This is a genomic window from Rhodoferax mekongensis, assembly GCF_032191775.1.
GTDB lineage: Bacteria > Pseudomonadota > Gammaproteobacteria > Burkholderiales > Burkholderiaceae_C > Allorhodoferax > Allorhodoferax mekongensis.
Map to the genome: position 1 here is coordinate 2,996,009 of NZ_CP132507.1, position 18,108 is coordinate 3,014,116.

At 62.2% G+C, this 18,108-nt stretch carries 15 protein-coding genes and 1 tRNA gene; 8 read left to right on the forward strand and 8 right to left on the reverse strand.

Annotation, left to right across the window (positions count from 1 at the left end; all coding sequences use genetic code 11):
• Positions 1–35 precede the first annotated feature (35 nt).
• The 3 genes from RAN89_RS14275 to RAN89_RS14285 form a co-directional block, all read right to left on the reverse strand.
• Positions 36–121, reverse strand: a tRNA-Leu gene (locus RAN89_RS14275).
• 112 nt (positions 122–233) lie between these two features.
• Entirely contained in the window at positions 234–3,383 is a 3,150-nt protein-coding gene (locus tag RAN89_RS14280; protein ID WP_313866925.1) for an efflux RND transporter permease subunit, read from the reverse strand.
• Between the two features lie 7 nt (positions 3,384–3,390).
• Positions 3,391–4,557, reverse strand: coding sequence for an efflux RND transporter periplasmic adaptor subunit (locus RAN89_RS14285; protein ID WP_313866926.1), 1,167 nt, complete (start codon positions 4,555–4,557; stop codon positions 3,391–3,393).
• 122 nt (positions 4,558–4,679) lie between these two features.
• Here RAN89_RS14285 and hpnC point away from each other — a divergent pair, with 122 nt between their 5' ends.
• The 4 genes from hpnC (at position 4,680) to RAN89_RS14305 (ending at position 10,400) form a co-directional block, all read left to right on the forward strand.
• Positions 4,680–5,546, forward strand: coding sequence for a squalene synthase HpnC (gene hpnC / locus RAN89_RS14290; protein ID WP_313866927.1), 867 nt, complete (start codon positions 4,680–4,682; stop codon positions 5,544–5,546).
• Between the two features lie 221 nt (positions 5,547–5,767).
• A complete protein-coding gene (gene hpnD, locus RAN89_RS14295) occupies positions 5,768–6,607 on the forward strand; it encodes a presqualene diphosphate synthase HpnD (RefSeq protein WP_313866928.1) in 840 nt (279 codons plus the stop codon).
• Positions 6,604–7,893 (forward strand): hydroxysqualene dehydroxylase HpnE, encoded by a 1,290-nt coding sequence (gene hpnE / locus RAN89_RS14300; RefSeq protein ID WP_313866929.1) that lies wholly within the window; start codon positions 6,604–6,606, stop codon positions 7,891–7,893. Before hpnD ends, hpnE begins: the two co-directional genes overlap by 4 nt.
• 95 nt (positions 7,894–7,988) lie before the next feature.
• Entirely contained in the window at positions 7,989–10,400 is a 2,412-nt protein-coding gene (locus RAN89_RS14305) for a penicillin acylase family protein (protein WP_313866930.1), read from the forward strand.
• 9 nt (positions 10,401–10,409) lie between these two features.
• Here RAN89_RS14305 and RAN89_RS14310 read toward each other — a convergent pair whose 3' ends face one another.
• The gene (locus tag RAN89_RS14310; RefSeq protein WP_313866931.1) at positions 10,410–11,159 is read right to left on the reverse strand and encodes an HAD family hydrolase; all 750 of its coding nucleotides are present in this window, start codon (positions 11,157–11,159) and stop codon (positions 10,410–10,412) included.
• Positions 11,160–11,189: 30 nt separating this feature from the next.
• Here RAN89_RS14310 and RAN89_RS14315 point away from each other — a divergent pair, with 30 nt between their 5' ends.
• The 4 genes from RAN89_RS14315 to RAN89_RS14330 all read left to right on the forward strand — a co-directional run bounded on the left by RAN89_RS14315 (position 11,190) and on the right by RAN89_RS14330 (position 13,657).
• Positions 11,190–11,504, forward strand: a complete 315-nt coding sequence (locus RAN89_RS14315) for a helix-turn-helix domain-containing protein (protein WP_313866932.1) — start codon at positions 11,190–11,192, stop codon at positions 11,502–11,504.
• 27 nt (positions 11,505–11,531) lie between these two features.
• Positions 11,532–12,635, forward strand: a complete 1,104-nt coding sequence (gene hemH / locus RAN89_RS14320) for a ferrochelatase (protein ID WP_313866933.1) — start codon at positions 11,532–11,534, stop codon at positions 12,633–12,635.
• A 155-nt stretch (positions 12,636–12,790) separates the two neighbouring features.
• Positions 12,791–13,003 (forward strand): SlyX family protein, encoded by a 213-nt coding sequence (locus RAN89_RS14325; protein WP_313869404.1) that lies wholly within the window; start codon positions 12,791–12,793, stop codon positions 13,001–13,003.
• 15 nt (positions 13,004–13,018) lie between these two features.
• Positions 13,019–13,657 (forward strand): LysE family translocator, encoded by a 639-nt coding sequence (locus tag RAN89_RS14330; RefSeq protein WP_313866934.1) that lies wholly within the window; start codon positions 13,019–13,021, stop codon positions 13,655–13,657.
• A 20-nt stretch (positions 13,658–13,677) separates the two neighbouring features.
• Here RAN89_RS14330 and RAN89_RS14335 read toward each other — a convergent pair whose 3' ends face one another.
• From RAN89_RS14335 to modA, 4 genes are all read right to left on the reverse strand, one after another.
• Positions 13,678–15,306: a diguanylate cyclase gene (locus RAN89_RS14335; protein ID WP_313866935.1), complete on the reverse strand. Its 1,629-nt coding sequence runs from the start codon at positions 15,304–15,306 to the stop codon at positions 13,678–13,680.
• 101 nt (positions 15,307–15,407) lie between these two features.
• Positions 15,408–16,502 carry a molybdenum ABC transporter ATP-binding protein gene (gene modC, locus RAN89_RS14340; RefSeq protein WP_313866936.1) on the reverse strand — a complete coding sequence of 365 codons (1,095 nt, stop codon included), beginning with the start codon at positions 16,500–16,502 and terminating at the stop codon, positions 15,408–15,410.
• Positions 16,499–17,191: a molybdate ABC transporter permease subunit gene (gene modB / locus RAN89_RS14345; RefSeq protein ID WP_313866937.1), complete on the reverse strand. Its 693-nt coding sequence runs from the start codon at positions 17,189–17,191 to the stop codon at positions 16,499–16,501. The genes modC and modB overlap by 4 nt, the downstream gene beginning before the upstream one ends.
• Positions 17,192–17,200: 9 nt before the next feature.
• A complete protein-coding gene (gene modA / locus RAN89_RS14350) occupies positions 17,201–17,956 on the reverse strand; it encodes a molybdate ABC transporter substrate-binding protein (RefSeq protein ID WP_313869405.1) in 756 nt (251 codons plus the stop codon).
• Positions 17,957–18,108: the final 152 nt, after the last annotated feature.

Genomic DNA, 18,108 nt, shown 5'->3' on the forward strand with positions numbered 1-18,108 from the left:
TTCACCTGCGACATCGCTGGGATGCCATGTAAGGTTGGTGCGCGGGGGGGACTCGAACCCCCACAGTGTTGCCACCGTCAGGACCTAAACCTGGTGCGTCTACCAATTTCGCCACCCGCGCTAAAAACAAAACACGGGAGCCGAGAGCCCTGCAGAACCCGTCTGCCAAGCCCCGACTTCCCGTTTGAAATCGGTCAACCCGCTATTTTAACCTGCAAGCGGGTGCCTTCTTTTCAAGTTGCGGCAGGAATCTCGCGTTTGACCCGGAACCACGCTGCATACATGGCCGGCAAAGCCAGCAATGTGAGCACGGTAGCCACGATCAAGCCCCCCATGATGGCAACCGCCATCGGGCCCCAGAACACAGAGCGAGACAGCGGAATCATGGCCAGCACCGCGGCTGCTGCCGTGAGCACGATGGGTCGCAGACGGCGCACGGCGGATTCCACAATGGCGTCCCAAGCCGGGATGCCCGCAGCCCTGTCCTGCTCGATCTGGTCAATCAGGATCACCGAGTTGCGCTGGATCATGCCCATCAAGGCAATCACCCCGAGCAACGCCACGAATCCGAACGGACGCCCCAGCAAGATCAGCGCACCGGCGACACCTGCAATGCCCAGAGGCCCGGTAATGAATACCAGCAGCGACCGGCTGAAGCTCTGCAGCTGCAGCATGAGCAGCGTAAAGGTCAGGAACAGCATGATGGGAACACCCGCCACGATGGATGCAGAGCCCTTGGAGCTTTCTGCCACCGCGCCGGCCACTTCAATGCGATAGCCATTGAAACCTTTGGTGGCCCACTGCGCTTCCAGCGCTTTCATCTGGGGCAGCAACTCCGCGGTCACGGTTGCGCCTTGCATGCCTTCAACGATGTCACTTTGCACCGTGATCGCGTAATCCCGGTTTTCACGCCACATCACACCCGGCTCCCACGTGAACACCGGCTTGGCGATCTGGGTGATCGGGATGGACTTTCCGCTACTGGTGGGCAGGTAGGCATTGGCGATATCGGTGATGGCGTTGCGCTCATCCTGTGGCTGGCGCAACACGATGTCGATCAGCTTGTCACCCTCACGGTATTGACCCACGGTCGTGCCGGTGGACAAGGTCTTGGCGGCCTGGGCAATGCTCTGGCTGCTGACACCCAATGCACGGGCCTTGTCCTGGTCAACCTCGAGGCGCAAAACCTTGACGGACTCGTTCCAGTTGTCGTTCACACCCCGGGTGTTGCGGCTCTGGCGCATGGCGGCCTTGACTTCGTCGGCCCGATCACGCAGCACCAGCGGATCACCGCCTACCACCCGGAACTGCACCGGATAGGCCACGGGCGGACCGTTGGGCAGCAGCTTGACGCGGCCACGCACCTCGGGGAACTCGCTGGCCAACAAGGCAGGCAGCTTCACCCGCAAGGACTCACGCACTTTCAAGTCCACCGGAATGATGATGAACTGCGACACGTTGGTTTGCGGGAACACCTGGTCCAGCGGCAAGTAAAAACGCGGCACACCCGAACCGATCCAGGTGCTCACCGACGCTACACCGGCCTCCTGCATCAGGCGGGCTTCTACGCGCTGGGTAACTTCCTGGTTGTTGGCAAAGGAGGTTCCTTCGGGGAACCAGATATCCACCAACACCTCAGGGCGGCTGGAGTCCGGGAAGAATTGCTGCTGCACCTTGCCCATACCCACGATACCCAATGCGAATACCAGAATGGTGGCACCAATCGTGGTCCAGCGATGCTGCACGCACCAGTTCACAGTGCGACGGAAAGCGTTGTAAAACGGAGTGTCAAAGTGCTCCTGATGGACAGATTCGCCGGCATGGTGGGGCTGGCTCTTGAGCAACCAGTTGCCCAAATAAGGCACAAAGTACACCGACACAAACCAGCTCAAGATCAGCGCCAGCACTGTCACCGCAAAGATGGCGTAGGTGTATTCGCCGGTCACCGACTTGGCCAGGCCGATGGGCAGGAAACCCACTGCCGTAATCAAGGTGCCGGTCAGCATGGGCATGGCGGTCACTTCATAGGCAAAAGTCGCCGCGCGCACCTTGTCGTAGCCCTCTTCCATTTTGCGGACCATCATTTCCACGGCAATGATGGCGTCATCCACCAGCAGGCCCAGCGCAATGATGAGCGAGCCCAGCGAAATCTTGTGCAGGCCGATGCCCCAGTAGTACATGCCAAGGAAGGTCACGGCCAACACCAAAGGAATCGTGATGCCCACCACCAACCCGGGCCGCACGTCCAGGATCCAGCGCCTCCACAAGGGGTGGTTACCGGGCCGCTTGTGCAGGCCCAGCGAGATAAAGCTCACGGCCAGCACAATCACTACCGCCTCTATCAGCACCCGCACAAACTCGTTCACCGAGGTGGAGACCGACTTGGGTTGGTCCTGCAACTGCACCAGCTTGATACCGACAGGCAAGGATTTCTCGATGCCTGCGAACGTTTTTTCCAGCGCGTGGCCGAGGGCGATGATGTCGCCCCCCTTGGCCATGGATACGCCCAGCGCAATCACTTCCTTGCCCTGGTGGTGCACTTTGACGGACGGGGGGTCCACATAGCCCTTGGCGATGGTGGCAATGTCTTTCAGTCGGAACTGGTTGCCGCTGGCGCCGCGAATCGGCATGTCAGCCAACTGCGCGACCGCATTGAACTGGCCGCCTACGCGCACTTGCACCACGTCCAGCGGGGTCTGCACCGCGCCGGCGGATTCCACCGCGTTCTGCTGCCCGAGTTGCGCCAGCACCTGGTTGAAATCCAGCCCCAACTGGGCCAGCCGCTTCTGGGAGATCTCGATGTAAAGCTTTTCGTCCTGCGCGCCGAACAGCTCCACCTTGGCCACATCGGGCACGCGCAGCAGGCGCTGGCGCACATCGTCAGCAAAGGTCTTGAGCTCGGCGTAGTTGAAGCCATCACCTTCCAGCGCGTAAATCACGCCATACACGTCGCCGAAGTCGTCGTTGAAAAATGGACCGACCACACCGCCCGGCAAGGTGCCGCGCATGTCGCCGATCTTCTTGCGCACCGTGTACCAGACGTTGGGAACATCACTGCCTTTACTGGAGTCCTTGATCTGGAAAATGATCTGGGACTCGCCGGGCTTGGAGTAGCTGCGGATCTGGTCGGCGTACTGCACTTCCTGCAGCGTGCGCTCGATCTTGTCGGTCACCTGCTCCGCCACTTGCTGGGCGGTGGCACCGGGCCAGTAGGTGCGCACGACCATGGCTCGGAAGGTGAATGGCGGGTCTTCGTCCTGGCCGAGCTGGAAGTAGGCGGCGGCGCCCAACAGCATCAGCACGATCATCAAATAGCGGGTGAGCGCGGAATGGTCCAGCGCCCATTTGGAGAGGTTAAACCCCTTGCTTGGTTCTTGGTTCATGGCGACCTCACTTGCCCGCAGCAGAGGCCGCTGCGGCGGAAGGCGCTACAGAATCCATAGCTGCTGGCGCAGATGGGGCGGGCGCTACCGCGCCTTTTTCCTTGTAGATGGAGACCTTCTGTCCCGGTGACAGCACGTGCACCCCTGCCACCACCACCTGCATGCCGGGCGTCAGGCCCTGGGTAATGACGGCGTCATTGCCGTCAGCTGTCGCCACCACTACGGGCTGGGGTTTGACTGTCATGGTCGCGCTGTCCAGCACCCATACGCTGCTTCCCTCGCCCGCCTTCAGCAGCGCCGAGGTCGGCAGCTTGATCACTTGCGCCGCACTGCGGTCCAGGGCTTTGGGTGACACCGACACGGTGCTGCCCAAGGGCAGGGCATCTTTGGCCTCCAGTGCCACTTTCACGGTGAAGGTACGGGTCACCGGGTCGGCGCTGGCAGCGACTTCGCGCACCGTGCCTTCCACCTGGGTTTTGCTCGCCCACACGCGCACATCCACCTTGGAGCCTTGCTTGATCAAAGCCACTTTGTCTTCAGGTACAGAAAACACCACATCGCGCGGACCATCCTGTGCAATCTGCACTACCGGCGTACCTGCAGCCACCACCTGGCCGACTTCTGCGGTGACTGCCGTTACGACGCCCGACACATCGGCCACCAGCGTGGTGTAGCCAGCTTGGTTGCCTTGGCTGTTGAGCTGGGCCTGCGCCTGCTCAAGCTGAGCTTGGGCGGCTTTGAGGGCCGTGTCACGGCGCTCCAACTCGGCACCGCTGATGAAGTTCTGATCGCGCAACTCTTTGTAGCGCTTGTAGTCAGCGGCTGCGAGGTCGCGGTTGGTCTGGGCTGCGGCCACCTGGGCGCGCGCGGCGTCCGCCGCCAACTTGTAATCTTGCGGATCCAGCTGGGCGATCACCTGCCCGGCTTTGACCGTCTGCCCCAGCTCCACAGCGCGGCGCACCACTTTGCCGCCCACCCGGAAGCCCAGCCGGGATTCCACACGCGCCCGCACATCCGCAGAAAACTCAAGGCTCGACTGAATGCTGCCCACGCCCACCGACATCAGCTTGACAGCACGAACCGGCTCTTCCGAAGGCGCAGGCTTGGAACAGGCGGTCAACAGCAAGGCGCTGAGCAAAACCGGCGTGGCAAAAAGTAGTTTGTGAGGAGACATGGTGACAGCGGAGTGAAGTTGGACGGAGGGGCCAAAAAGCTTGCATGACAAGTTAATGACCAGTTGGTTAGTAATTTAAGCGGCGTACGGGGCTTTGTCAAGCTGCAGGCACAATGCCGCCCATGCCCGCCCTGCCCGATTCCGCTGCTCCTTTGGCCCCAGTCGCCGTCCCCATCACGCATTACGAGAATTTCCCTGTTGCCTCGGTGTTGTGCCCGCCCCACTTGCGGGCGCCGATTGCGGCGATATACCACTTTGCCCGCACTGCAGACGACATTGCCGACGAAGGTAACGCCAGCGCCGACGAGCGCCTGGCCGAGCTCGCGATGTACCGCAGCGGCCTGGATGACGCGCCCGAGGCACTGGCCCGCTGGCCCCAGGTCTTCGGCCCGCTGCGTGCCCAGCGCGACGCCCACGGCCTGCCCGCCCCTCTGCTGCACGCCCTGCTGGACGCCTTTGTGCAAGACACCGAGAAAACCCGTGACGGCACCGGCTACCGCGACCACGCCGAATTGCTGGACTACTGCAGCCGCTCCGCCGACCCGGTGGGCCGCCTGCTGCTGCACCTTTATGGCGTGCAGGACGGGGAGTCCCTGGAAATGAGCGACGCCATCTGCTCCGCCTTGCAACTTATCAACTTCTGGCAGGACCTGAGTGTGGACATTCCCCGTGGCCGCTATTACCTGCCGCAGGAAGCCTGTGAGCGCTTTGGCGTGAACCAGGCGGATATTCTGGCGCGCAAGCAGACCCCAAACGTTACCAAATTGATAGCTGCTTGCGCACAGCAGGCCAGGGCCAGCATGCAAAAAGGTGCTCCTTTGGTACACCGCCTGCCCGGCCGCGCCGGCTGGGAGTTGCGCCTAGTGGTGCAAGGCGGCCTGCGCATTCTGAACAAGATCGCCTCCATGAACTACCGCACCCTGGAACGCCGCCCCAAGCTGTATGCGTGGGATTACGGGGTGATGGTGTGGCGGGCTTTGTGGATGTGAATGCAAGGCACTGTTTCAGCTGCTGACTGCCACCCATGAGTGCCCATGCTGACAAGAGGCGGGCTGTGCGTTTTGCGTAGGTCAAGGAGGAGCCCGCGCAGCGGGCGGGGGACACGGAGCAAAGCGCACAGCCCGCCTCTTGTCTGCGCCACCACATACGCCTGAGAAGGGCACTCGACGCGTCCAAAAGTTTGCGCGTGGCCTCAACGACAATACCCACCATGACCCCAGAGCAATACGTCCAGGAAAAAGCCGCTGCGTCCGGCAGCAGCTTTTACTACGCCTTTCTTTTCCTGCCTGCCCCGCGCCGCGCCGCCATCACCGCCTTTTATGCCTTCTGCCGCGAGGTGGACGATGTGGTGGACGACATGGTCGACGCCGGAGTGGCTGCCACCAAACTCGCCTGGTGGCGCTCTGAAGTGCAGCAATCCTTCAACGGCACGGTTACCCACCCGGTAATGAAAGCCCTCATGCCGCACGCCGCTGCCTACCACATCGAAGCCCGCCACTTGCTGGCCGTGATTGATGGCTGCCAAATGGACCTGGAGCAAACCCGCTACCTCGACTACCCCGGCCTGCAACGCTATTGCCACCTGGTGGCTGGCGTGGTGGGTGAGGTGGCGGCCGGCATCTTCGGCCAGACTGACCCGCAGACCACCCAATATGCCCACAAGCTGGGTCAGGCCCTGCAGCTCACCAACATCCTGCGTGATGTGGGGGAAGACGCCATGCGCGGCCGCATCTACCTGCCGGTCAATGAGCTTCAGCAGTTCGATGTGAAGGCGCATGAAATCCTCAAACGCAGCTACTCCGACCGCTTTGTGGCGCTGATGAAGTTTCAGGCCCAGCGCGCCCAAGGCTTGTATGACGAGGCACTGGCCTTGCTGCCTGCCGCCGACCGCCGCACGCAGAAGCCCGGCCTGATGATGGCCAGCATTTACCGCGCCTTGCTCACCGAGATTGAGCGCGACAACTTCCAGGTGCTGCACCAGCGCGTCAGCCTCACCCCGCTGCGCAAGTTCTGGCTGGCGTGGAAGGTGCAGGCGCTCGGAAGATTATGAGAATCGCCATCGTCGGCGCCGGCTGGGCGGGGATGGCGGCTGCAGTGACGGCGACACTTGCTGGGCACCGCGCTATCGTTTTTGAAGCAGCCCGCGCAGTCGGCGGGCGCGCTAGAGCCCTGAGCGGCACATTGCCTGACGGCACGCCCGTGGTGCTGGACAACGGCCAGCACATACTGATTGGCGCCTACACCCGCACCCTAGAGCTGATGCGCACCGTGGGGGTGGACCCCGCCACCCACCTGAAGCGCCTGCCCTTGGACTTGCGCTTTGGCGACGGTGAAGGCCTGGCCTTGCCAATGTGGCCCAGCCCCTTGGACGCGCTGGCGGGCATCGCCACCGCCCGTGGCTGGACCTGGGCCGACCGCTGGAGCCTGCTCCGGGCTTCGGTGGGCTGGCAACTTGCGGGCTTCCAATGCGCACCGGGCACCAGCGTGGCGGAACTGTGCCGCACCCTCAGCCCCACCATCCAATCCACGTTGATAGCTCCGCTGTGCGTCTCGGCCCTCAACACCCCCGCGGAGCGGGCTTGTGGCCAGGTCTTTTTGACCGTGCTGCGCGACTCGCTGTTCGGCGGGCGCGGCAGCTCCAACCTGCTGCTGCCCACGCGCGATCTCTCCAGCCTGTTTCCAGCCGCCGCGGCAGAGTGGCTGGTCAACCGGGGTGGAGAACTGCGCACCGGCGTGCGGGTGACAAGCCTTCAACACGGCAACACCTGGCTGGTGAACGGTGAAGCATTTGACGCCGTCATTTGGGCCACGTCATCGTCCAATGCGGCCTCCGCGCTCATGGAATCTGCGCAAGCAGCTCCTGAAACCATAGCAGATAGCTTGCGGCAGTGGTCAACTACGGCCGAAGCCTTGCGGTTCGAAGCCATTGCCACCGTCTATTCCTACGCCCCCGACGCCGCCCTAAGCCGACCCATGGTGGCGCTGCGCGATGACGCGGACCACCCGGCCCAGTTTGTGTTTGACCGCGGCCAGCTCGACGGCACCCGTGGCCTGCTCGCTTTTGTGGTCAGCGCCAGCGACGGCGACAAAGAGACGCTGGAGCGTCGGGTGTTGGCCCAGGCCCGCACGCAGCTGGGGCTGGAACTCGCACCTGTACAAACGGTGATCGAAAAACGCGCCACTTTTGCCTGCACACCGGCGCTGCAACGCCCCGGTCAAGCTGTAGCCCCGGGCCTTTGGGCCTGCGGTGACTACATAGCCGGTCCCTACCCCGCCACGCTGGAAGGTGCCACCCGCAGTGGCATGGCAGCCGCAGAGTCCCTGGGCACCGCTTGATCCAACACAGGGGGGCCGCCACATGGGCGACAACCCTCTTCTGGGGGCAATGCTTGGCGCGCTAGACTGGCAGCCACAGCATCTGGAGTCTGATTGTGAAACTGGCATTGAAACTGGTGGGCCTGCTGCTGGCCCTTTTGCTGCTAGCCGCAGGCGGCTTGGGCGGGTGGTATCTGTACCAAAAACAACCGGTACGCAGCGGTGTCATCGAGCTGACTGACCTGGGCAACAAGGTCACGGTACGTTATGACGAGCGCGGCGTGCCCCACATCAGCGCCCAGAACGAGGCCGACCTCTACCGCGCGCTGGGCTACGTACACGCCCAGGACCGCCTGTTCCAGCTCGAGATGGTGCGCCGCCTTGCCAACGGCGAATTGGCCGAGGTGCTGGGCCCCAAGTTGCTGGAGGTGGACAAGCTGTTCCGCACGCTGGGCTTGCGCGAGCACGCGAAAAAAATAGTGGCAGCCATGGACCGCAGCACGCCGGCCAACCAGGCTTTGTTGAACTACCTGGACGGCATCAACCAGTACCAGGACAAGCACCGCGTTCCCCTGGAATTTGACATTCTGGGTATCACCCCGCACCCCTTCACCCCGGAAGACACCTATGCCGTGGGGGGCTACCTGGCCTACAGCTTTGCCGCCGCCTTCCGCAATGAACCGGTGATGACTTTTATCCGTGACAAGCTGGGCCCCGACTATCTGCGTGCCTTTGATATTGAATGGCACCCCGAGGGGGTAATTACCCCACTCACTGCAGGTAGTGCGCGCCTGAACGACAGCGACTGGAACAGCCTGAACCGCATCGCCGCCGTCAGCCTGCAAGCCACCGAACTGGGGGGCATTCCCCTTCTGGAAGGCAGCAACGCCTGGGCCATTTCGGGCAAGCGCACCGAGTCCGGCAGCCCGCTGCTGGCGGGGGACCCGCACATTGCCTTCTCCGCACCCGCCGTCTGGTACGAGGCGCACCTGAGCAGTCCGGGGTTTGAGTTGTTCGGCCACTTTCAGGCGCTCAACCCCACGGCCCTCCTGGGTCACAACCAGGATTTCGGCTGGAGCCTGACCATGTTCCAGAACGACGACATCGATTTGATTGCCGAAAAAGTCAATCCCGAAAACCCGCAGCAGGTCTGGCACCAAGGCCGGTGGGTCGACATGGGTACCCGGTCCGAACTTATCCAGGTCAAGGGGGAACCTCCGGTGCGCATCAGCCTGCGCAGCACACCGAATGGCCCGGTCATCAACGACGCATTCAAAGACAGCCTGGGCGCCACACCCATCTCGATGTGGTGGGCTTTTCTGTCCACCGAGAATCCGGTGCAACAGGCGTTTTATGAACTCAACCGCGCCGATACGCTGGAGAAGGCCCGCAACGCGGCCAGCAAGATCCACGCGCCCGGCCTGAACATTGTGTGGGCCAATGCCAAAGGCGACATCGCTTGGTGGGCTGCCGGCCTGCTGCCCCAGCGCCCGCAGGGGGTGAACCCCACCTTTGTCCTGGATGCCACCAAGGGCGAAGACCAAAAGCCCGGGTTTTACGCGTTCCAGTTCAACCCGCAAGAGGAAAACCCGGCGCGCGGCTACATCATGTCGGCCAACCACCAGCCCCAACCCAAGAGCGGGGTGCCGGTGGCCGGCTACTACAACCTGCCTGATCGCGCCCAACGCCTGGACGCCTTGCTCCAAACACCGGATCTCAAGTGGAACAGCGCAGAGGCCCGCAAGCTGCAGCTCGATGTAACCAACAACTACGGACCGCGCATTCTGCGCGATCTGTTGCCCGTAATGGCTGCGGTGGTCACCGACCCCAACGACAAGGCTTTCATGGAGCCCCTGACCAAATGGGATGGCGCCTACACCGAAGACAGCATTGCTGCCACCCTGTTCACCCAGATGATGTACGAGCTGTCCAAAGCAGCATTTGCCGATGAGCTGGGCCCGGTGCAATTTGAGAACCTGCGCCAGTCCCGCGCGCTGGACCACGCCTTGCCTTTGCTGGTGGCAGATCCCGCATCGCCCTGGTGGGACGACGTGAGCACGCCCGCCAAAGAGAGCCATTTCGAGACGGTGCGTATTGCCTGGTCCAACACGCTCAAGCATTTGCAAGGCCTGTATGGCACCAGCCTGCTCGATTGGCGGTGGGGCTCCGCCCACACGCTCACGCACGGCCACCCTCTGGGTCGCCAAAAGCCCCTGGACAAGATTTTTAACGTGGGGCCTTTCCCGGTACCCGGCGGACGCGAAACTCCCAATAACCTGTCAGGCTCCATCGGCCCTGCCCCCTGGGCGGTGACCTATGGGCCTTCGACGCGGCGGGTGATTGACTTTGCAGATTCCGGCAAAGCTGTGGGCATCAATCCGCTGGGCCAGAGCGGCGTGTGGCCCGACCAACACTACGCGGACCAGGCGGAGAAATACGTCAAGGGCGAATACGTGCGCATGTGGCTGGACGAAGCAGACATCGCCGCCCACACCGAAAGCACGCTGGTGCTGCGCCCGGCGCGCTGATGTGACTTCTTAAAAACCGTCGCCGCTGAGCAAGTCCTGCAGTTCCTGCAGGCTGCCCACAGTCATGTGCGGGTGCTGTTCGTAGGTCCAGACGTGCTCTTCGCGGTTCACCCACACCGTCTGCATGCCGACGCCCAGAGCGCCCAGCACGTCAAGTGCAGCGTCGTCGCCGATGTGCAGCACCTGCGAGGGCTGTACGCCCACCACATCACAGGCAGCGTGGAAAATTTTCGGATCGGGCTTGCCCACCCCCGCATCGCGCGCGCTCACACTGGCCGCAAAGTACTGCCCTATGCCTACGCGATTCACATCTGCGTTGCCATTGGACACCGCCACCACCGGCCAGCGCTCAGACATGGCCTGCAACAGAGGAATGGCATCTTCAAACAACTCGACCTGCATGCGCGCATCGAAAAACACCTCGAACGCCGGCTCCGCCAGCGCAGCGTTCTCGCCCGCGCGCTGCAAGGCCAGGCGGATGGACTCACGCCGCAGCACGCTCAGGTCATGCGCGTGGTCGGCCCACTGGGCCTCCGTATCCGTCCGCAAGATGCGGCGCTGGTGCGGGTCGGCATAGAGCGCGGCAGTGAGCGGCGCATGCGCCAACAACCAATGGTGAAGAATGTCTTCCGCCCGGTGAATGGCGGGCCAGACCGGCCACAAGGTGTCGTCCAGGTCGAGGGTAATGGCGCGGATAAGGCTCAGGTTCAGCATGGTACGACTAGGCGTGAGGCAGCTACTATCGGGAGTGTCATTCATCCCATTGTGCCTTTCCCGCTTTTGCCCACCATGCCCACAACAACCCCGTTGATTCCACTTTCGATGCCGGTTCCCTCCGGCGAACAGCTCAAAGCCGCGCGGCTGGCCGCCGGTCTGAACCAGGCACAGGCCGCCGAATTGATGGGCTACTCGCTGCAAACAGGCAGCCGGGGTGGTGTGCAGTCGCGCACCTGGCAGGCGCTGGAAAGTCCCACCGATGATCGCAACATGCAAGGACCGGTGTTCGCCATGTTTTTGCTGCTCACCGGCCAGCACCCGACCTTGCAACTGGTGACCAGAGAGCCCCAGGCACCCGACGCCGGCAAAAGCCCCGACGCTGCCTGAAACCCCCCGCTACCGGACAATCATCCCATGGCACTCCCTTCTCCTTTTTCTCCCGAACCCGCCTACACCCATGGTCAGGAAGCCCGCACCGCGGTGCTGCTGTGCAACCTGGGCACCCCGGACGAGCCCACGACCCCGGCCGTGCGCCGCTACCTGGCCGAGTTTTTGAGCGACCACCGCGTGGTGGAGATTCCACGCCTGCTATGGCTACTGATCCTGCACGGCATCATCCTGCGCTTCCGGCCCGCCAAGTCGGCAGCCAAATACGCCAGCATCTGGACGCCCGAAGGATCGCCCCTCAAGGTCTGGACTGAGAAACAGGCCAAGCTGCTGCAAGGCTGGCTGGGCCAGCGTAACCATCAGGTCAAAGTGCGCTGGGCCATGCGCTACGGCAGCACCAACATCCCCTCCCAGCTAAGCGCATTGAAGGCGGAAGGCTTTACCCGCGTACTCATCGTTCCGGCCTATCCGCAGTACAGCGCCACCACTACCGCCAGCGTGTTTGACGCGGTGTACCAGTGGGGTCAACAAACCCGCTCCATCCCCGAGCTGCGTTTTGTGAACCACTACCACGACCACCCCGGCTACATCGCCGCCTTGGCGGCCAGCGTGCAGCGCCACTGGAAGGCCCATGGTCGCCCTGACAAGCTGGTGATGAGCTTTCACGGCGTGCCCGAGCGCACCCTGCACCAGGGCGACATCTACCACTGTGAATGCTTCAAGACAGCGCGCCTGGTTTCTGAGGCGCTGGGCCTGCGCAAGGACGAGTTCAAGGTGACCTTCCAGTCCCGCCTGGGCCGTGCCAAATGGCTGGAGCCCTACACCGAGCCCACCTTGATCGAGATGGGCAAAGCCGGTGTGGAGCGTGTGGACGTGATCTGCCCCGGCTTCACCAGCGATTGCCTGGAGACGCTGGAAGAAATCAACATGGAAGCCCGCGAAGCTTTTTTGCACGCAGGCGGCAAAGAGTTCCACTACATCCCCTGCCTCAACGATGACCCCGAGTGGATCACCGCCCTGTGCAAGATCACCGAAACCCACCTCAGTGGCTGGCCCACCCAGGAGCGGCAGGACCCGGTAGAGCGGGAGCTTTCACGCAAGGCCGCGCTGGAATTGGGCGCCAAGCAGTAAAAGCGGAAATGGCCCGGGTGCACCAGCCCGGAGATTTAAGGCATTTTTGGCCTATAGCGCCCGTGGAATATGCACAAGGCACTATCAAATCAGGAGCAAAGCGATTCATTCAGGTGAATCGCGGCAGCCCCTCAGACTTGGTGTCCAATACTTCCATGGAACCGAACGACCGCCACGAACAACGCCTGAACGATCTGGAGATCAAGGCGAGCTACCTCGAAGACACGCTGGACCAGCTGGACAAGATCATCATCCGACAGCAGGAGCAGATCGATCTGCTGATCCGGGAGCTCACGCACCTGCGGCAGCAGGCACCCGAACCCGGCACCGCGCGCAACCTGCGCGATGAGTTGCCCCCGCATTATTGAAATAGGAGTTTCCCCATGTCGCTTCACACCTGGTGGTTGTTTGTCATGATGACGTTTGTGGTGTCTGCCACGCCCGGCCCCAACATGCTGTTGATCATGAGCACCAGCGCGCGTGACGGGATGCGCGCCGCCGTCGTCAACATGGCGGGCTGCATGACATCATTGATGTTGATGCTCAGCCTGTCTGCGGCCGGACTGGGGGCGCTGTTGCAGGCGTTTCCGGCCGTGTTTGAAGCCTTGCGTTTGCTGGGCGCCGCCTACCTGGCCTACCTGGGTGTGCAGTGCTGGCGCTCCCCCGTGCAGGACCAGCCCGTGGGCTCTACGGTGCCTGCGACGGCAACCACAGGCCCCAGCAGTTTTTGGGCGCAATACCGGCAAGGCGTCTTGGTGGCAGCGAGCAACCCCAAAGCCATTTTGTTTGCAGCCGCATTCTTTCCGCAGTTTTTGAACCCCGAAGCGGCTCAGTTGCCCCAGTTCGGGATACTGCTGAGCACCTTTGCGGTGGTGGAAGTGGCCTGGTACTTTGTCTATGCCGCCAGCGGACAAAAGCTGGCCAACTACCTGCGCCGAGCCACCGTGATGCGCGCCTTTAACCGGCTGACCGGTGGTGTGTTTGTGGGATTTGCAGCCCTGATGGCGGCCGCCAAAAGCTGAGCCGACATGCGGAGTAGGCGTCAGGCCAAGTCCTGATGCCGGGAGTCTTTTTCCACGTACATCGACAGATCGCATCGGTGCAACCAGGATTCCAGCGTGTCCTGGGGCTCGGCCAAAGCCAATCCGCAACTGGCGGTCACTTCCAGGTCATCATGCAGACCACCCCAATCGAATTCATTCACCGCTTTGTGGATGCGGGCGACCAAGGCTTGCCCACTGTAGGCATCCACATGGGTGAAAACCACCACAAATTCATCCCCGCCCAGGCGCACCGGTATGTCGCCCTCGCGCACGAAGCTGCTGAGGATATGGGCCAAAGCCTTCAAAACCTCATCCCCTACGCGGTGTGAAAAGCGGTCATTCACCCGCTTGAAGTGGTCCACATCCAGAAAGACCATCGCAGGCGTCTGACCCCGATCATGCGCGCGCGCCAGAATGCCGGGCACCCTCTGTTCCAGATGGCGGCGGTTGTAGAGACCTGTCAATGCATCTTGCGAAGCCAGTTGCTCGAGGCGCCGCGCCTCCTGCTCAAGTTGCTGACTGGCTACATGGATAGCACGGGTACGCAGTTGCCAATCCACACGTTCTTCCCGGCTGTGCAGGTTCTCGTTATGCAAATGGGTCTCTTGCATCTTCAACAGGCGTAGCTGGGTTTGCGCAAGTGCGTCCTTGCCTTGCGCCGAATAAAGCTGGGCCAACAGCAGGTGTGAGGTTGCGCGAAGGTGCTCGTTCTCAGCCCGTAAAGCCAACTGCTGCAGGCGCTGCGCATGGGCCTCAGCAGACAGCCAGTCTTGCCGCGCCCATGCAATCTCGGCGCGCAGCCAGATTTCCATCAATCGCACAGAGGGTTGGTCCGCCCCTTTCTCAGCGCTGGCGCATACAGCATCCGCGCGCCGAACTGCGTCCTCCGTATCGCCAGACCAGCAACTCTCGAATCCGAAGCTCAACTCCAGGAGTGCACGGGTTTTCAGGTACGGGCATTGCAGGGCACGCACCTTGCCGCCCAAGGAAGTCGCCAGCTCCGGCAAGTCCCGGGTGGACTGCAAGCGCTCCAAGGTCAAAAACGTTCCGTGATAGTAGCGGTCAAAAAAACAGCGCTGTATCTCTGCAGCCCGCAAATGGAAGCGCGGCAAACAGCTTTCAGGCCACAACGCCTCAGCCTCCATAAGCCGGATGGAGTGGAGCAAGGCGTCAGCTGCCTTGTCGAAACTCTGGCTGTGGGCATAGGCCACACCCAGGTAATTGCGCGCCAAGGCTTCCCCAATCGGATCACGACCCTCGCAAAGTTTGATGGCCAACAGAGCCGCCTCCACGCCCTCACCACTGTGGCCCATGGTGCTGAGCACATGAGACAAGGTGGTCAGTGCTTCGGCCTCTCCGGTGGCATCGGCCTGCGTTTGAAAAAGGTAGACCGCGCGCTGTGCGGTCTCACGCGCACGGCGCATGCGCGACATCTGCCGGTCCCCTTGCGCCAGATAGAGCAAAGCTCTGGCTTGCCCGCCCACGTCGCCTCGTCGCTGCGCATGCAGCAAAGCGCTTTTGGACAAGGCCTGGCTGTAGTCCACATCGCCCCGTTGCAAAGCCACTTGCGCTTGGTGCAACAAGGTACTGTGTGGGGCTTCGAGCGGAGCAGGGTCGGCAGGGGACATTGGGAGACTATTGAACGGTCAACCGGACAGCGTAGGTCCACGAGCCCGAACTGTCATCCCCCAAACGGGTGAATTTTGCAAAAGTTTGCAAGCGAAGGGCCTTACCGCACCAAAGCCATTGCCTTGATTTGTGCCCACACAGTCTGGCCAGGCTGCAGTTCCAATTGGTCCATGGCCCGCCGGGTCAAGCGCGCCCACAGGGGTGTACCGGCGCAGTCCAGCTGCACCAGCGCTTGGGCCGGGTGCTGGTCAGGCAACACCGCAGCCACGGTACAGGACACCACGTTTTGGATGCTCGTGTCGGTGGGTCTACGCGTGGCAATGCTGACGTCGCGCGCCAGCACCCGCAGGCGCACGGTCTCCCCCATACCAAGGCCGGTATCCGGCAACCAGAAGCTGCCACCGGTGAGGCGCACTTCTGTCAAATGCCAAGCTTTGTCGTGGCCGGCCACCCGTCCCACCACCAGGCTGGACACGTCACCTCCCATGCGAATCAAAGGTTCGGTGCGCGCCAAAACCTCTTGCAATGGGCCGCACGCCCGAACCCGGCCCTGCTCCAGCACTACCAAGGTATCGGCCAATCGAACCACTTCGTCCGCTGCGTGAGACACATAGACCATGGGTATCTGCAACTCATCCCGCAAGCGTTCCAGCCACGGCAGTACTTCGAGGCGGCGCGCCTCGTCCAGTGATGCCAAGGGTTCATCCAGCAACAACAGTTGCGGATTGGTGGCCAGTGCGCGGGCGATGGCCACACGCTGACGTTCGCCACCCGAAAGCTCAGGGGTCCGTCGATGCAGCAAATGCTCCAGCCCGAGCGTGCGGACGGCGAACTCCGTCGTCAGCAGGGCGCTACCCTGGCGCGGCGGTGCGGCCCTGCGGCGTGCAAACTCCAGGTTGCCGGCCACATCGAGATGGGCAAACAGGCTGGCCTCCTGGAATACATAGCCCAGTGGACGCTTCCAGGTCGGCAGAAAAAGGCCTTGGGCATCGTCTTGCCACGCCTGACCCTGTATGTGGACCCTCGCCTGGCTGGCACGTTCCAGCCCAGCAATACAACGCAACAGCGTAGTCTTGCCCGACCCGGAAGGCCCATAGAGAACACTGATGCCTTGGGCTGGCAGCTGCACATCCACGTCCAGTTGGAAGCCGGGTTTGTGCATCTGCAGCGCGATGCGGTGAGGCATGACGTTCATGTGCGCAACCTGCTCCCGCGCGGATTGAGCCAGCCCAGCAGCAGCAGGACAGCCAAGGAGAACACCACCATGCCGCCGGACAGCCAATGGGCTTGGGTGTATTCCAGAGCTTCCACATGCCCGTAAATTTGCGTGGACACCACGCGGGTGGATTCGGGGATATTGCCACCCAACATCAAGACCACCCCGAACTCCCCGACCGTATGCGCAAAGCTCAATACCGCGGCGGTCAGAAAACCCGGTTTGCACAAGGGCAACACCACATGCCAGAAGGTATCCCACGGTGAGGCACGCAATGTGGCGGCGACTTCCAAGGGACGGTCTCCCAAAGCCTCAAACGCATTCTGCAGAGGCTGCACCGCAAACGGCAGCGAATACAGCACGGAGCCCACAACCAGTCCCGCAAAGGTAAAAGGCAGCAGTCCTACACCCAACCACTGCGTGAACTGCCCCACCCAACCCTGTGGCCCCATGCTGATCAGCAAGTAGAAGCCCAGCACGGTGGGCGGCAACACCAGCGGCAAAGCCACCACGGCCCCCACCAAGCCGCTCCAGCGCGAGCCGGAACGGGCCAACCACCAGGCCAGCGGGGTCGCCAACACCAATAACAGGATTGTCGTGACCGTGGCCAGTTTGAGCGTCAGCCAAATGGCGTGCGCATCGTCCAGCGTCAGTGGAAATTCGGGCATCGCGGAGGCCTATTCGTAGCCGGCGCTTTGCATGACCTTGCGGGCGGCGTCGCTGCGCAAGTAGTCGAGGAATGCGACAGCGGCAGCCTGGCCGACACCTGCCTGCAACAACACCGCATCCTGGCGCAAGGGCTGGTGCAACTCTGCGGGAACGCGCCAGGCGGAACCTTGTTCTATCTGGCCATTGCGCATGACCTGGGAGAGCGCAACAAAGCCCAGCGGGGCATTCCCTGTGGCCACAAACTGGTAGGCCTGCGCGATACTCTCGCCCTGCACGAGGCGGGTCTGCACCGACGGCAGCAGACCCCGTTTGGCAAGCACCTCCATCGCAGCGGCGCCGTAGGGCGCCAGCTTCGGGTCGGCAATAGCCAAACGCGTGAAAGCGGTGCTCAGCACCTGGCCCTGGTGGTCTACCAAGCCGGGCTGTGCACTCCAGAGTACCAAACGCCCCGTGGCATAGGTGAACTGGCTGGAGGCCAGCGCCCCGCCCTCTTTGACCAAGCGCGAAGGTGTTTCATCATCCGCAGACAAGAAGACCTGGAAAGGCGCACCGTTCTTGATTTGCGCATACAGCTTGCCGGTGGCACCTGGCACTAGCTTGACCTCGTGTCCCGAAGCGCGTGTGAAGTCTGCAGCAACCTTTTGCGCTGTGCCGCTGAAACTCGCAGCCACCGCAACCGTCACGGTATCAGCGCGCGCGCCCAAGGCCGTCACGCCCCATGTGGCAACAAGCGCCACGCGCAGCCAAGCGGAAATCCATTTCATTGCCATGGGCCGAGGTTAGCATCCTGCGGGCACAATTTGCGAAGGTACCGTCAACAAGCCTCCTTGGCTCAGGCCCAAAGAAAACGGGGCACCAAGGCGCCCCGTTTGATTGCTACTAATTTGATAGCTGCCCGCACATATTGCACGGGCGC

Bases quoted from the DNA above. Each gene is read 5' to 3' on its own strand.
- RAN89_RS14280 (WP_313866925.1), bottom strand. From the start codon at position 3,383: ATGAACCAAGAACCAAGCAAGGGGTTTAACCTCTCCAAATGGGCGCTG.
- RAN89_RS14285 (WP_313866926.1), bottom strand. From the start codon at position 4,557: ATGTCTCCTCACAAACTACTTTTTGCCACGCCGGTTTTGCTCAGCGCC.
- hpnC (WP_313866927.1), top strand. From the start codon at position 4,680: ATGCCCGCCCTGCCCGATTCCGCTGCTCCTTTGGCCCCAGTCGCCGTC.
- hpnD (WP_313866928.1), top strand. From the start codon at position 5,768: ATGACCCCAGAGCAATACGTCCAGGAAAAAGCCGCTGCGTCCGGCAGC.
- hpnE (WP_313866929.1), top strand. From the start codon at position 6,604: ATGAGAATCGCCATCGTCGGCGCCGGCTGGGCGGGGATGGCGGCTGCA.
- RAN89_RS14310 (WP_313866931.1), bottom strand. From the start codon at position 11,159: ATGAATGACACTCCCGATAGTAGCTGCCTCACGCCTAGTCGTACCATG.
- RAN89_RS14315 (WP_313866932.1), top strand. From the start codon at position 11,190: ATGCCCACAACAACCCCGTTGATTCCACTTTCGATGCCGGTTCCCTCC.
- hemH (WP_313866933.1), top strand. From the start codon at position 11,532: ATGGCACTCCCTTCTCCTTTTTCTCCCGAACCCGCCTACACCCATGGT.
- RAN89_RS14325 (WP_313869404.1), top strand. From the start codon at position 12,791: ATGGAACCGAACGACCGCCACGAACAACGCCTGAACGATCTGGAGATC.
- RAN89_RS14330 (WP_313866934.1), top strand. From the start codon at position 13,019: ATGTCGCTTCACACCTGGTGGTTGTTTGTCATGATGACGTTTGTGGTG.
- RAN89_RS14335 (WP_313866935.1), bottom strand. From the start codon at position 15,306: ATGTCCCCTGCCGACCCTGCTCCGCTCGAAGCCCCACACAGTACCTTG.
- modC (WP_313866936.1), bottom strand. From the start codon at position 16,502: ATGAACGTCATGCCTCACCGCATCGCGCTGCAGATGCACAAACCCGGC.
- modB (WP_313866937.1), bottom strand. From the start codon at position 17,191: ATGCCCGAATTTCCACTGACGCTGGACGATGCGCACGCCATTTGGCTG.
- modA (WP_313869405.1), bottom strand. From the start codon at position 17,956: ATGAAATGGATTTCCGCTTGGCTGCGCGTGGCGCTTGTTGCCACATGG.